This is a genomic window from Pseudomonas sp. YL2, assembly GCF_023063025.1.
Classification (GTDB): domain Bacteria; phylum Pseudomonadota; class Gammaproteobacteria; order Pseudomonadales; family Pseudomonadaceae; genus Aquipseudomonas; species Aquipseudomonas putida_A.
The window spans coordinates 37,600-50,260 of the sequence record NZ_JAJSLU010000023.1 but is presented as its reverse complement, the minus strand read 5'-3'; the positions used below and the strand labels follow the sequence as shown (position 1 = coordinate 50,260).

The window sequence follows — 12,661 nt, the reverse complement described above, 5'->3', positions numbered from 1 at the left end:
CAGCGCGAGCGTTGCTCACAATAATCATAAGATCGGAGTGAACCCATGAAGCTGCCATTCGCTGGACGTCTTCTTGCTGTCGCTATGCTGGCTGCCGCAGCCGCCGCACTACCTGTCTCTTCGGCTTTCGCCGAGTCCCCGGAAAAACCCAAAGTCGCACTGGTCATGAAATCCCTGGCCAACGAATTCTTCCTGACCATGGAAGATGGCGCCAAGGCCTACCAGAAAGAACACTCCGCCGACTTCGACCTGATCTCCAACGGCATCAAGGACGAGACCGATACCGCCGGCCAGACCCGCATCGTCGAGCAGATGATTCTGGCCAAGGTCAACGCGCTGGTCATCGCACCGTCCGATTCCAAAGCCATGGTGCCGGTGATCAAGAAAGCCGTCGATGCCGGCATCACTGTGATCAACATTGACAACCAGCTTGATCCGCAGATCGTCAAAAGCAAAAACATCAGCGTGCCTTTCGTAGGCCCGGACAACCGCAAAGGTGCGCGTCTGGTCGGCGAATACCTGGCCAAGCAACTGAAGGCCGGTGACGAGGTTGGCATCATCGAAGGCGTGTCCACCACCACCAACGCCCAGCAACGCACCGCAGGCTTCAAGGATGCGATGGAGGCGGCGCAGATCAAGGTTGTCTCCTTGCAATCCGGTGACTGGGAGATCGACAAGGGCAACAAGGTTGCTGCGTCGATTCTCAGCGAATACCCGGATGTGAAGGCGCTGCTGGCGGGTAACGACAGCATGGCCGTTGGCGCTGTTTCCGCTGTGCGTGCTGCTGGCAAGGCGGGCAAGGTCCAAGTGGTCGGTTACGACAACATCAATGCGATCAAGCCGATGCTCAAGGATGGTCGTGTGCTGGCGACGGCCGATCAGTTCGCTGCCAAGCAGGCCGTGTTCGGTATCGAGACTGCGCTGAAAATCCTCAAGGGCGAAAAAGTCGACAGCGGCGTCAATGGCGTGATCGAAACGCCAGTCGAGCTGGTCACTAAGTAAGTCTTCCGGCGACACAACGGCGCTCGTCCGTCCGGACGAGCGCATGGAGAGTTTTTTATGTCAGTTTCCGCCCCGAACGCTGTCCTCTCGGTCAGCGGTATCGGTAAGACCTATGCGCAACCGGTGCTCACGGGCATCGACTTGACGCTGATGCGCGGTGAAGTGCTGGCGCTGACCGGTGAGAATGGCGCCGGTAAAAGCACGCTGTCGAAGATCATTGGTGGTCTGGTTACGCCCACCACCGGTCAGATGCAATTCCAGGGCAAGGACTACCGTCCGGGCAGCCGCACCCAGGCCGAAGAGCTTGGCGTGCGCATGGTCATGCAAGAACTCAATCTGCTGCCGACCCTGTCGGTGGCGGAAAACCTGTTTCTCGACAATCTGCCGAGCAACGGCGGCTGGATCAGTCGCAAGCAATTGCGCAAAGCCGCGATCGAAGCCATGGCGCAGGTCGGCCTCGATGCCATTGACCCGGACACCCTGGTCGGCGAACTGGGCATTGGCCATCAACAGATGGTCGAAATCGCACGCAACCTGATCGGCGATTGCCATGTGCTGATCCTTGATGAACCGACTGCGATGCTCACCGCCCGCGAGGTGGAAATGCTCTTCGAGCAGATCACTCGCTTGCAGGCGCGTGGCGTCTCGATCATCTATATCTCGCACCGCCTTGAAGAGCTGGCGCGCGTCGCGCAACGCATCGCCGTGCTGCGTGACGGTAATCTGGTTTGCGTCGAGCCGATGGCCAACTACAACAGTGAGCAACTGGTCACCTTGATGGTCGGTCGCGAACTGGGCGAACACATCGACATGGGCCCGCGCAAGATCGGCGCCCCGGCCCTGACGGTCAAGGGCCTGACCCGCTCCGACAAGGTGCGCGATGTATCCTTCGAAGTGCGTGCCGGCGAGATCTTCGGGATTTCCGGGCTGATCGGGGCAGGGCGCACCGAATTGCTGCGACTGATCTTCGGCGCCGATCTGGCCGACAGCGGCACGATTGCGCTGGGTTCGCCGGCACAGGTGGTCAGTGTGCGTTCGCCGGTTGATGCGGTGAACCATGGCATTGCCTTGATCACCGAAGACCGAAAGGGTGAAGGCTTGCTGCTCAGTCAGTCGATCAGCGCCAACATCGCCCTGGGCAACATGCCGGAGATTTCCAGGGCAGGAATCGTCAATGCCAGCGACGAAATTTCCCTGGCGCAGCGTCAGATCAACGCCATGCGCATCCGCAGTTCCAGCCCAACTCAGTTGGTGTCGGAATTGTCTGGCGGCAACCAGCAGAAAGTGGTGATCGGCCGCTGGCTGGAGCGCGATTGCTCGGTGCTGTTGTTCGACGAGCCGACCCGCGGCATCGATGTCGGTGCCAAGTTCGATATCTACGCCTTGCTGGGCGAGTTGACGCGTCAGGGCAAGGCGCTGGTGGTGGTGTCCAGTGACCTGCGCGAGCTGATGCTGATCTGCGACCGGATCGGTGTGCTGTCGGCAGGGCGTTTGATCGATACCTTCGAGCGCGACAGCTGGACCCAGGATGATTTGCTTGCCGCCGCGTTCGCCGGCTACCAAAAACGTGATGCGTTGCTCAATGAAGCGGCGCCTAGGGATCTCCCATGAAAACTGCATCTTCCGCCGGCAAACGTAGTGGCAATTTCTACGGTCTGGGCACCTATCTGGGCCTGGCCGGGGCCTTGTTGGCGATGGTGGCGCTGTTCTCGATGATGAGCAGCCACTTTCTGTCCTATGACACTTTCAGCACGCTGGCCAACCAGATTCCCGATCTGATGGTGCTGGCGGTGGGCATGACCTTTGTACTGATCATCGGCGGCATCGACCTGTCGGTCGGTTCGGTGCTGGCACTTGCCGCTTCGACAGTCAGCGTGGCGATTCTCGGCTGGGGCTGGAGCGTGTTGCCGGCCGCGTTGCTGGGTATGGCGGTGGCGGCACTGGCGGGTACGGTGACCGGTTCGATCACTGTGGCGTGGCGCATTCCGTCGTTCATCGTTTCGCTCGGTGTGCTGGAAATGGCCCGTGGCCTGGCGTACCAGATGACCGGTTCGCGCACCGCCTACATCGGTGATTCGTTTGCCTGGCTGTCGAACCCGATCGCGTTCGGCATTTCGCCGTCGTTCATCATTGCCTTGCTGGTGATATTCATTGCGCAAGCTGTGCTGACCCGCACCGTGTTTGGTCGTTACCTGATCGGTATCGGCACCAACGAGGAAGCGGTGCGGCTGGCCGGGATCAATCCAAAACCGTACAAGATTCTGGTGTTCAGCCTGATGGGGCTGCTGGCCGGGATTGCCGCACTGTTCCAGATTTCCCGTCTGGAAGCTGCAGACCCGAATGCCGGCTCCGGTCTCGAATTGCAAGTGATCGCCGCCGTGGTGATCGGTGGCACCAGTCTGATGGGTGGCCGTGGTTCGGTGATCAGCACCTTTTTCGGTGTGTTGATCATTTCGGTACTGGCCGCCGGTCTGGCGCAGATCGGCGCGACCGAGCCAACCAAACGCATCATCACCGGCGCGGTGATTGTCATCGCGGTAGTGCTCGATACCTATCGCAGCCAGCGCGCCAGTCGACGGGGCTAACAGATGGCAACGATCAAGGATGTGGCGGCGCTCGCGGGGATTTCCTACACCACGGTTTCTCACGTGGTGAACAAGACGCGCCCGGTCAGCCAGGAAGTGCGGTTGAAGGTCGAGGCGGCCATCAAAAGCCTCGACTATGTGCCGAGTGCGGTGGCGCGTTCGCTGAAAGCCAAGACCACTGCGACCATTGGCTTATTGGTGCCCAACAGTCTCAACCCGTATTTTGCCGAGTTGGCACGGGGCATCGAGGATTACTGCGAGCGTAACGGCTACTGCGTGATCCTCTGCAATTCTGACGACAACCCGGAAAAACAGCGCAGCTATTTGCGCGTGCTGCTGGAAAAACGCATCGACGGACTGATCGTCGCCTCCGCCGGTGGTGACATCGGACTTGCGCAAGGGCTGGCCGGGGTGAAGACGCCAATGGTCATCGTCGACCGCGGGCTGGATGGCGTCGACGCCGACCTGGTGCGCATCGACCATGAGTATGGCGCTTATCTGGCGACGCGGCATCTGCTGGAGCTGGGCCATCGTGACATCGCCACCATCGGTGGTCCGTCGAGCACCAGCGTGGCGCAAATGCGTCAGGCCGGTTTTTGTCGGGCGCTGCAGGAGGCGGGCATCAAGGTACGGGCCGAGCGCATGCTGGAAAGCGATTTCACCAGCACCGGTGGTTACAACGCGGCAGCGATCCTGCTTGAAAGCAATCCGCCGAGTGCGATCTTCGCCGGTAACGACATGATCGGTATCGGTGTGCTGCGCGCGGCGGCCGAGCGCAATGTGCGCGTGCCAAGCGAGCTGTCGGTGATCGGCTTCGACGATATCCAGATGAGTCGCTACGTGTACCCGGCGTTGACCACGGTCGGCCAGTCGATCCTGCAGTTGGGCGAGATGGCTGCCGAAGTGTTGCTGCGAAGGATTGCTACCCCGAGTCTGGTCACCGATCAACGGATCGTGACCCCGAGTATTGTCTTGCGCGAATCGACTGCGCCGCTGTCCGGCGTATTCACCGAGTACCGCTGAAACCGAATTGACGAGTAGTGATGTATGCCAGCAAATGTAGTGGTAATAGGCAGCCTGAACATGGATCTGGTCACCCGGGCACCACGGCTGCCCAAGGGCGGTGAAACGCTGATCGGTCATTCCTTTGCCACCGTGTCCGGCGGCAAGGGCGCCAATCAGGCAGTCGCTGCTGCGCGCCTGGGTGCGCGGGTGGCAATGGTCGGCTGTGTTGGCAACGATGACTACGGCGTGCAATTGCGTGAGGCATTGCTGGCCGAGCAAATCGATTGTCAGGCGGTGAGCACGGTCGAAGATTCCAGTGGCGTGGCGCTGATCGTGGTCGATGACAACAGTCAGAACGCCATCGTGATCGTTGCTGGCGCCAACGGTGCAATGACCCCGGCCGTGATCGACCGTTTTGATGCGGTGCTGCAAGCGGCCGACGTGATTATCTGCCAGCTTGAGATCCCGGATGCAACGGTTGGGCATGCGCTCAAGCGTGCACGTGCGCTGGGCAAAACGGTCATCCTCAATCCGGCGCCGGCCAGTCGTCCGCTACCGGCAGACTGGTTTGCCGCCATCGACTACCTGATCCCCAACGAAAGTGAAGCATCCGCGTTGAGCGGGTTGCCGGTCGATTCGCTGCAAAGCGCAGAAAGCGCTGCCAACCAGTTGATCGCAATGGGCGCGGGCAAGGTCATCATTACCCTCGGTGCGCAAGGTTCACTGTTTGCCAATGGCAAAGGTTTCGAGCACTTCCCGGCGCCAAAGGTGCAGGCGGTCGATACCACCGCCGCGGGCGATACCTTCGTCGGCGGTTTTGCTGCGGCGCTCGCCAGTGGCAAATCCGAGGCCGAGGCGATCCGGTACGGGCAAGTCGCGGCAGCGCTGTCTGTGACCCGGGCCGGCGCACAACCTTCCATTCCAACCATGTCCGACGTACAGGCGTTCAAACCCGCATGAAAAAGACTCCTCTGCTCAACGTCGCGTTGTCGCGGCTGATCGCCTCCCTGGGCCATGGTGACATGGTGGTCATCGGTGACGCCGGACTGCCGGTGCCACCGGGTGTTGAATTGATTGATCTGGCGCTGACCCACGGCGTTCCGGATTTTGTCAGTACCCTGAAAGTCGTGCTCAGCGAAATGCAGGTGGAAAGCCATGTACTGGCCAACGAAATCCTCGACAAGCAGCCGACCGCCCTGGTCGCGCTGGACGAGTTGCAAGAAGAGGGTGCCCTCGGTCGGCGCGATCTGCTGACGCATGAGCAATTCAAGGTTCTCAGCCGACAGGCGCGGGCGATTGTTCGTACAGGCGAATGTCAGCCGTACTGCAACATCGTGCTGGTGGCCGGGGTAACGTTCTAATCGGGTTCCGACCCTTTCATTTTCATCAGCACAAGGAATGCGCCATGCACCGCTATGCTCAAAAACTCCACCAATTGCTTCGGAGTCTGCTGCTTTTGTCTTTTATTACCGCCACCGGCGCTCAGGCTGCTGAAAAGATCGACCTGATCATCGACACCGACCCTGGCGCCGACGACGTGGTCGCTTTGCTGTTCGCCCTGGCTTCGCCGGATGAACTGAACATCCGCGCCTTGACCACCGTGGCCGGCAACGTGCGCCTCGACAAGACATCGCGCAACGCGCGCCTGGCTCGCGAATGGGCAGGGCGCGAAGACGTTCCGGTGTATGCCGGTGCGCCGAAACCGCTGATGCGTACGCCGATCTACGCCGAGAACATCCATGGCAAGGAAGGCCTGTCGGGTGTCACCGTGCATGAGCCGAAAAAAGGCCTGGCCGAAGGCAATGCGGTCAACTACCTCATCGACACCCTGAAAAAAGCCAAGCCGCACAGCATCACCATCGCCATGCTTGGCCCGCAAACCAATCTGGCGCTGGCGCTGATCCAGGAGCCGGAGATCGTCAATGGCATCAAGGAAGTGGTGATCATGGGCGGTGCGCACTTCAATGGCGGCAACATCACCCCGGTGGCCGAATTCAACCTGTTCGCCGACCCGCAAGCGGCGGAAGTGGTACTCAAGAGCGGCGTGAAACTGACCTACCTGCCGCTGGACGTGACCCACAAGATCCTCACCAGCGACGCACGCCTGAAGCAGATTGCCGCGCTGAACAACAACGCAAGCAAGATCGTTGGCGACATCCTCAACGAGTACATCAAGGGTGACATGGAGCACTACGGCATCCCGGGCGGCCCGGTGCACGACGCTACCGTTATCGCTTACCTGCTCAAGCCTGAGCTGTTCACCGGTCGTTCGGTGAACGTTGTGGTGGATAGTCGCGAAGGTCCGACTTTTGGCCAGACCATCGTTGACTGGTATGACGGTCTGAAGGCGCCGAAGAACGCCTTCTGGGTGGAAAATGGGGATGCTCAAGGCTTCTTCGATCTGCTGACCGAGCGTCTGAAGCGCTTGAAGTAAGGCCTGGACCCGCAGGTGCCAGCCTGCGGGTTTTTATTTTCTCTCGGTGTCCTGCGTGTTCTCGCCGTCATGCTGGTACCGCTCGAACACCTGGGCGATAAACGTTTGTGCGCCCTGGGTTCCCATCGTCTTGACCAGCAGATCGATGCTGATCAACGCCAGCTCCTCCGCACTGCCCGGGCTGTACGAGCTGTGCCCCTTCGGCCAATGAACCTTGATGTCGGCGGAGATGCTTACAGTGTTCATGAGTGCGCTCGAAAAGTTGGAAATGTCTGAAAGCGAGTTAACCACTTTGGCGGGCGTTTGGCACTGCGACTTAGGCATGAGCGCGGCGCTATGCGACACTTGGTCTTTTCCGGCTGATCCAAGGAATGTGCTGTGCAGATCGATTTGAACACCCCCGACGGCCTGACACTCGACGCTGTGCGCCAGTTGCTGGCGTCGGCCAGCGATGATGAGCACACGCAACTGCGCGTGACCAAGGGTGGGATTGCCTATATTTCCTCTGGTGTGACCGGCGGGCAGGATATTGATGGCCTGCTGTTTCGCCTAGAGACCTGGGCCAAGGGCTCGGGTTATGTCGGCAACGTCGCGGCCAGCGATGAAGTCTGGGTGATGCAGATTTTCAACGCGCTGAAAGACAACTGGCCGAATCCACCGCTCGATTACATCGACATCTATTGAGCTTCGTTAATATTCGGTGACGATTGCGTGAGGATGCGGTGCCCGCACTTCAGGCAGACTCAGCGTTTTTCCGGGTCGTGGGGCAGGGTGATGGCACCGGCTGTGAAACCAAACGCCGAATTGGCGGTCGCACGATCTCAGCTTAACCATTTGAAAAAAGGAGGCTTCATGCCTTTGAAGTTCGCGTCTCTGGGTGCACTAATGGCCGTTGCCATGTTGGCCGGTTGCAGCACAACCTCCAGCGAGTCGGCAAAGGATCCTGTGGCGACCGATGCCGGTCATAGCCGCTGTGAAGCAAAGGCAGCGGAATTTGCCATCGGTAAAAAGGCTTCGCCGGAACTGCTCGATCAGGCTCGTGCCAAGGCTGGCGCGCAAAACGCCCGCTTCCTCAAGCCAACTGACATGATCACTCTGGAGTACCGTTCCGATCGCCTGAATCTGAACACCGACAACAACCTGGTGGTCACTCGCGTCAACTGCGGCTGATCGCAGACCGCTTTTGTTGCAGGCATAAAAAACCCCGTCACATGGACGGGGTTTTTTTAGTGCGCCGGGAAATTACTCTGGGCGAACTTGTGCAGCTTGCATACCCTTTTGGCCTTTCTCAGCCACGAAAGAGACGGTCTGGCCTTCTTTCAGGCTTTTGAAACCGTCGGATTCGATAGCTTTGAAGTGTACGAACAGGTCGTCACCGCCACCTTGAGGAGTGATGAAGCCGAAGCCTTTTTCATCGTTGAACCATTTAACGGTGCCGGTTTGGCGATTAGACATGGTGTATCTCCAAGAAACATATATTTTCAGTAGTACTGTGCTGCTCAGGCCAACTGGGCACACCGGAGTATCATAGTCGAAATGTTCGCTTTGGTAGCCCCCCGGACGTGCTGTTTGCTTTCATATTGCATTGATTTCAACCTCTGAAATGTCTGCAAGCCCCGGTTTCAGTGGCTTTCAGCCGAAAGAAGAGGGTGTAAAAAAAGCTATAAAACCTGCGTAAATTATCGATTTCGGGGTCTTTTTGGCGGTTTTCAGCCTGCTGGACGCCCGAAAAAACATTCGTCAGCGCTTATTTCTGCACTCGGCAAACCGAGATTTCTTTCAGTGCGCGCTGACCCAGTTCACCACTTGGCGGGGTGTTCTTGTCCATCAGTTGCGCGATCTCTTGCGTGGTGAATTTCTTTTCCAGAACGTCGGCACCGCAAGCGCAATGTTTATTGGCTTCGGCCGGATTGACGCTCTTGCTGGCTGCGGCGGTGCAGTCGTTCATGTATTGGGCTTTGACGCCGGCAGGCCAGGCCGCGTTGGCGCTCAGCGGCAGCAGCAGGGCCAGCGGGGCCGCGAAAGCAAAAAGTCGGATAAGGCGCATGTCGGAAACTCCTTGGGTTGATATCGGCGACGATTCTCAGCCTATTTGAGGCAAAGCGTATATCCCAAGTTCACTTCGCGCCGCAAAAATGCGCAAATCAGCAACACCTCAATTCGATGACGTCGATGACCGCTCATCTGTGCTAGCATGCCGGGCTCAAGCGTTCTCAGGCTCCGGATGGCCTTCAGCCCCGGCAGCGGTCAGCGTGCGAAAATTCTGATTTGAATCCCAGTCACTCTGGTTCGGTTTTCCGGTTGGCCGCAAGGCTCCTGCCGCTGTAAGGCAGGCGTTCGTCATTGAATGGCCTGGATCGGATCTTGTACTGGCTCATCCCAACCCACGTGACCTTTGGTAGGGGTCACCACTAGGAGAGGAGGCGCCATGCCAACTATTACTCTTCCCGACGGCAGTCAACGTTCATTCGATCACCCGGTTTCCGTAGCCGAGGTCGCCGCATCCATTGGTGCCGGTCTGGCCAAGGCCACTGTGGCCGGCAAGGTCAACGGCAAGCTGGTCGACGCCTGCGACATCATCGACAGCGACGCGACGCTGCAAATCATCACGCCAAAGGATGAAGAGGGGCTGGAGATCATTCGCCACTCTTGCGCGCACCTGGTTGGCCACGCGGTCAAACAGCTGTACCCGACTGCGAAAATGGTCATCGGGCCGGTCATCGACGAAGGTTTCTATTACGACATCGCCTTCGAGCGTCCTTTTACGCCGGACGACATGGCCGCCATCGAACAGCGCATGCATCAGCTGATCGACAAGGATTACGACGTCATCAAGAAAGTCACTCCGCGCGCCGAAGTGATTGAAGTGTTCAAGGCCCGCGGCGAAGACTACAAGCTGCGTCTGGTCGAAGACATGCCGAACGAGCAGTCCATGGGCCTGTACTACCACGAAGAATACGTCGACATGTGCCGCGGCCCGCACGTGCCGAACACGCGTTTTCTGAAATCCTTCAAGCTGACCAAGTTGTCCGGCGCCTACTGGCGCGGCGATGCCAAGAACGAGCAATTGCAGCGCGTTTACGGCACAGCCTGGGCTGACAAGAAGCAGCTGGCGGCTTACATCCAGCGCATCGAAGAAGCGGAAAAGCGCGATCACCGCAAGATCGGCAAGCGCCTGGGCCTGTTCCACACCCAGGAAGAAGCACCGGGCATGGTGTTCTGGCACCCGAACGGCTGGACTCTGTATCAAGTGCTCGAGCAGTACATGCGCAAAGTGCAGCGTGACAACGGCTACCTTGAGATCAAGACCCCGCAAGTGGTCGATCGCAGCCTCTGGGAGAAATCCGGGCACTGGGCCAACTACGCCGACAACATGTTCACCACCGAGTCGGAAAGCCGCGACTACGCCATCAAGCCGATGAACTGCCCATGCCACGTGCAGGTGTTCAACCAGGGCCTGAAGAGCTATCGCGAGCTGCCGATGCGTCTGGCCGAGTTCGGTGCGTGCCACCGTAACGAGCCGTCGGGTGCGCTGCACGGCATCATGCGTGTGCGTGCATTCACTCAGGACGACGCTCACATTTTCTGCACCGAAGAGCAGATGCAGGCCGAATCCGCGGCGTTCATCAAGCTGACCATGGACGTTTACCGCGATTTCGGCTTCACCGACGTCGAGATGAAACTGTCCACTCGTCCGGAAAAACGCGTGGGTTCCGACGAGCTGTGGGATCGCGCCGAGGCGGCACTGGCTGCAGCCCTTGATTCCGCGGGTCTGCCATATGATCTGCAGCCGGGTGAAGGTGCGTTCTACGGTCCGAAAATCGAGTTCTCGCTGAAAGATTGCCTCGGTCGCGTCTGGCAGTGTGGTACCTTGCAGCTCGATTTCAACCTGCCTGTCCGTCTGGGCGCCGAATACGTCTCCGAAGACAACAGCCGCAAACACCCAGTGATGCTGCACCGGGCGATCCTCGGTTCGTTCGAGCGTTTCGTCGGGATTCTGATCGAGCATTACGAAGGTGCATTCCCTGCGTGGCTGGCGCCAACCCAGGCAGTGATCATGAATATCACTGATAAACAGGCAGATTTCGTCGCTCAGGTTGAAAAAACTCTCAACGAAAGCGGATTTCGTGCCAAGTCCGACTTGAGAAATGAAAAGATCGGCTTTAAAATCCGCGAGCATACTTTGCTCAAGGTTCCCTATCTTTTGGTTATCGGAGATAAGGAAGTCGAGATGCAGACTGTCGCTGTGCGTACTCGTGAAGGTGCTGACCTGGGCTCGATGCCCGTCGCCCAGTTCGCTGAGTTTCTCGCGCAAGCGGTTTCCCGGCGTGGTCGCCCAGATTCGGAGTAATTATTATTAAGCGTGAAATGAGACAAGATAAACGAGCTGCACCGAAAGCCCCGATCAACGAGAATATCTCGGCACGCGAGGTTCGGTTAATTGGCGCTGATGGCGAGCAGATTGGCATCGTCTCGATTGATGAAGCGCTTCGTATTGCTGAAGAAGCAAAGCTTGATCTGGTAGAAATCTCTGCTGACGCAGTCCCACCGGTTTGCCGGGTGATGGACTACGGCAAATCGATCTTCGAGAAGAAGAAGCAGATTGCAGCAGCGAAGAAAAACCAGAAGCAGATTCAGGTAAAAGAAATCAAGTTTCGTCCAGGGACGGAGGAAGGGGATTACCAGGTAAAACTGCGCAACCTGGTACGTTTCCTGAGTGACGGGGACAGGGCCAAGGTATCCTTGCGATTCCGCGGCCGTGAGATGGCCCACCAGGAGCTGGGGATGGAACTCCTCAAGCGGGTTGAAGCTGACCTGCTCGAGTACGGTTCGGTCGAACAGCATCCTAAGATGGAAGGACGCCAGCTGATCATGGTCATCGCCCCGAAAAAGAAGAAGTAATCAACAGGGCACGGCAGGCCTTCTGATTATGTTTATCAACTGAATGCGGAGTATCCGAACATGCCAAAAATGAAAACCAAAAGTGGTGCTGCTAAGCGGTTTCTGAAAACTGCTAACGGTATCAAGCACAAGCACGCTTTCAAGAGCCACATCCTGACCAAAATGTCGACCAAGCGTAAGCGTCAACTGCGCGGTAGCAGCTTGCTGCATCCGTCTGACGTGGCAAAAGTCGAGCGCATGCTGCGCCTTCGTTAATTTTAGTCAAGAATAGAGGAAGTAACTCATGGCTCGTGTAAAGCGTGGCGTCATTGCCCGTAAGCGTCACAAAAAAATTCTGAAACTTGCTAAAGGCTACTACGGCGCACGCTCCCGCGTATTCCGTGTTGCCAAGCAAGCGGTAATCAAGGCAGGCCAATACGCCTACCGTGACCGTCGTCAGAAAAAACGTCAGTTCCGCGCTCTGTGGATCGCTCGTATCAACGCTGGTGCTCGTGTTAATGGTCTGTCCTACAGCCGTTTCATCGCTGGCCTGAAAAAAGCGTCCATCGAGATCGACCGTAAGGTTCTGGCTGATCTGGCAGTGAACGAAAAAGCGGCGTTTGCTGCGATTGTCGAGAAAGCTAAAGCCACCTTGGCTTAAGTACCCCCGACAGTCACCCGGCCTCACCTCTGTGGGGCCAGGTGTTAAACGTCATAAATAGGGGAAGAGCCTTCAAGCTCTTCCCCTATTTTG

16 protein-coding genes are annotated in these 12,661 nt (G+C 58.0%); 13 read left to right on the top strand and 3 right to left on the bottom strand.

Features of this window, described 5'->3' with window-relative positions:
* The first annotated feature begins 45 nt into the window (after nucleotides 1–45).
* The 7 genes from LVD08_RS25310 to LVD08_RS25280 are packed head-to-tail and all read left to right on the top strand — an operon-like array spanning nucleotide 46 to nucleotide 7,026.
* On the top strand, nucleotides 46–1,002 hold the full coding sequence (locus LVD08_RS25310) for a sugar ABC transporter substrate-binding protein (RefSeq protein WP_003226388.1): 957 nt from the start codon (nucleotides 46–48) through the stop codon (nucleotides 1,000–1,002).
* A gap of 57 nt (nucleotides 1,003–1,059) precedes the next feature.
* A complete protein-coding gene (locus LVD08_RS25305; protein ID WP_027611550.1) occupies nucleotides 1,060–2,613 on the top strand; it encodes a sugar ABC transporter ATP-binding protein in 1,554 nt (517 codons plus the stop codon).
* Complete coding sequence (locus LVD08_RS25300) at nucleotides 2,610–3,587, top strand: ABC transporter permease (protein ID WP_007961238.1); 978 nt, start codon at nucleotides 2,610–2,612, stop codon at nucleotides 3,585–3,587. Before LVD08_RS25305 ends, LVD08_RS25300 begins: the two co-directional genes overlap by 4 nt.
* A 3-nt stretch (nucleotides 3,588–3,590) precedes the next feature.
* On the top strand, nucleotides 3,591–4,610 hold the full coding sequence (locus LVD08_RS25295; protein ID WP_027611551.1) for a LacI family DNA-binding transcriptional regulator: 1,020 nt from the start codon (nucleotides 3,591–3,593) through the stop codon (nucleotides 4,608–4,610).
* 24 nt (nucleotides 4,611–4,634) lie between these two features.
* Nucleotides 4,635–5,552 (top strand): ribokinase, encoded by a 918-nt coding sequence (gene rbsK, locus LVD08_RS25290; protein WP_027611552.1) that lies wholly within the window; start codon nucleotides 4,635–4,637, stop codon nucleotides 5,550–5,552.
* Nucleotides 5,549–5,953 (top strand): D-ribose pyranase, encoded by a 405-nt coding sequence (gene rbsD / locus LVD08_RS25285; RefSeq protein WP_027611553.1) that lies wholly within the window; start codon nucleotides 5,549–5,551, stop codon nucleotides 5,951–5,953. The genes rbsK and rbsD overlap by 4 nt, the downstream gene beginning before the upstream one ends.
* Before the next feature lie 44 nt (nucleotides 5,954–5,997).
* Nucleotides 5,998–7,026, top strand: a complete 1,029-nt coding sequence (locus LVD08_RS25280) for a nucleoside hydrolase (protein WP_096796176.1) — start codon at nucleotides 5,998–6,000, stop codon at nucleotides 7,024–7,026.
* Nucleotides 7,027–7,059: 33 nt separating this feature from the next.
* On the opposite strand, the gene LVD08_RS25275 is transcribed toward LVD08_RS25280, so the two are convergent.
* Entirely contained in the window at nucleotides 7,060–7,272 is a 213-nt protein-coding gene (locus LVD08_RS25275; RefSeq protein ID WP_096796226.1) for a hypothetical protein, read from the bottom strand.
* Between the two features lie 132 nt (nucleotides 7,273–7,404).
* On the opposite strand from LVD08_RS25275, the gene LVD08_RS25270 reads away from it, so the two are divergent.
* Both LVD08_RS25270 and LVD08_RS25265 read left to right on the top strand, forming a co-directional pair.
* A complete protein-coding gene (locus LVD08_RS25270; protein ID WP_247269524.1) occupies nucleotides 7,405–7,710 on the top strand; it encodes a hypothetical protein in 306 nt (101 codons plus the stop codon).
* 168 nt (nucleotides 7,711–7,878) lie between these two features.
* A complete protein-coding gene (locus LVD08_RS25265; protein WP_007961248.1) occupies nucleotides 7,879–8,196 on the top strand; it encodes an I78 family peptidase inhibitor in 318 nt (105 codons plus the stop codon).
* Nucleotides 8,197–8,268: 72 nt separating this feature from the next.
* On the opposite strand, the gene LVD08_RS25260 is transcribed toward LVD08_RS25265, so the two are convergent.
* Nucleotides 8,269–8,481, bottom strand: a complete 213-nt coding sequence (locus LVD08_RS25260; RefSeq protein ID WP_003179963.1) for a cold-shock protein — start codon at nucleotides 8,479–8,481, stop codon at nucleotides 8,269–8,271.
* A 292-nt stretch (nucleotides 8,482–8,773) separates the two neighbouring features.
* A complete protein-coding gene (locus tag LVD08_RS25255; RefSeq protein ID WP_003226370.1) occupies nucleotides 8,774–9,073 on the bottom strand; it encodes a hypothetical protein in 300 nt (99 codons plus the stop codon).
* Nucleotides 9,074–9,454: 381 nt separating this feature from the next.
* Between LVD08_RS25255 and thrS the strand changes: the two genes are divergently transcribed.
* The 4 genes from thrS to rplT are packed head-to-tail and all read left to right on the top strand — an operon-like array spanning nucleotide 9,455 to nucleotide 12,568.
* Complete coding sequence (thrS, locus tag LVD08_RS25250) at nucleotides 9,455–11,377, top strand: threonine--tRNA ligase (RefSeq protein WP_247269523.1); 1,923 nt, start codon at nucleotides 9,455–9,457, stop codon at nucleotides 11,375–11,377.
* Entirely contained in the window at nucleotides 11,377–11,928 is a 552-nt protein-coding gene (gene infC / locus LVD08_RS25245; RefSeq protein WP_170929410.1) for a translation initiation factor IF-3, read from the top strand. Before thrS ends, infC begins: the two co-directional genes overlap by 1 nt.
* Before the next feature lie 60 nt (nucleotides 11,929–11,988).
* Complete coding sequence (rpmI, locus tag LVD08_RS25240) at nucleotides 11,989–12,183, top strand: 50S ribosomal protein L35 (protein WP_002553160.1); 195 nt, start codon at nucleotides 11,989–11,991, stop codon at nucleotides 12,181–12,183.
* A 28-nt stretch (nucleotides 12,184–12,211) separates the two neighbouring features.
* Complete coding sequence (rplT, locus tag LVD08_RS25235; RefSeq protein WP_002553161.1) at nucleotides 12,212–12,568, top strand: 50S ribosomal protein L20; 357 nt, start codon at nucleotides 12,212–12,214, stop codon at nucleotides 12,566–12,568.
* The last annotated feature ends 93 nt before the right edge of the window (nucleotides 12,569–12,661 follow it).

Excerpts from the sequence above, each read along its gene's own strand:
- LVD08_RS25310 (WP_003226388.1), top strand. The coding sequence starts at position 46 with ATGAAGCTGCCATTCGCTGGACGTCTTCTTGCTGTCGCTATGCTGGCT.
- LVD08_RS25305 (WP_027611550.1), top strand. The coding sequence starts at position 1,060 with ATGTCAGTTTCCGCCCCGAACGCTGTCCTCTCGGTCAGCGGTATCGGT.
- LVD08_RS25300 (WP_007961238.1), top strand. The coding sequence starts at position 2,610 with ATGAAAACTGCATCTTCCGCCGGCAAACGTAGTGGCAATTTCTACGGT.
- LVD08_RS25295 (WP_027611551.1), top strand. The coding sequence starts at position 3,591 with ATGGCAACGATCAAGGATGTGGCGGCGCTCGCGGGGATTTCCTACACC.
- rbsK (WP_027611552.1), top strand. The coding sequence starts at position 4,635 with ATGCCAGCAAATGTAGTGGTAATAGGCAGCCTGAACATGGATCTGGTC.
- rbsD (WP_027611553.1), top strand. The coding sequence starts at position 5,549 with ATGAAAAAGACTCCTCTGCTCAACGTCGCGTTGTCGCGGCTGATCGCC.
- LVD08_RS25280 (WP_096796176.1), top strand. The coding sequence starts at position 5,998 with ATGCACCGCTATGCTCAAAAACTCCACCAATTGCTTCGGAGTCTGCTG.
- LVD08_RS25275 (WP_096796226.1), bottom strand. The coding sequence starts at position 7,272 with ATGAACACTGTAAGCATCTCCGCCGACATCAAGGTTCATTGGCCGAAG.
- LVD08_RS25265 (WP_007961248.1), top strand. The coding sequence starts at position 7,879 with ATGCCTTTGAAGTTCGCGTCTCTGGGTGCACTAATGGCCGTTGCCATG.
- LVD08_RS25260 (WP_003179963.1), bottom strand. The coding sequence starts at position 8,481 with ATGTCTAATCGCCAAACCGGCACCGTTAAATGGTTCAACGATGAAAAA.
- LVD08_RS25255 (WP_003226370.1), bottom strand. The coding sequence starts at position 9,073 with ATGCGCCTTATCCGACTTTTTGCTTTCGCGGCCCCGCTGGCCCTGCTG.
- thrS (WP_247269523.1), top strand. The coding sequence starts at position 9,455 with ATGCCAACTATTACTCTTCCCGACGGCAGTCAACGTTCATTCGATCAC.
- rpmI (WP_002553160.1), top strand. The coding sequence starts at position 11,989 with ATGCCAAAAATGAAAACCAAAAGTGGTGCTGCTAAGCGGTTTCTGAAA.
- rplT (WP_002553161.1), top strand. The coding sequence starts at position 12,212 with ATGGCTCGTGTAAAGCGTGGCGTCATTGCCCGTAAGCGTCACAAAAAA.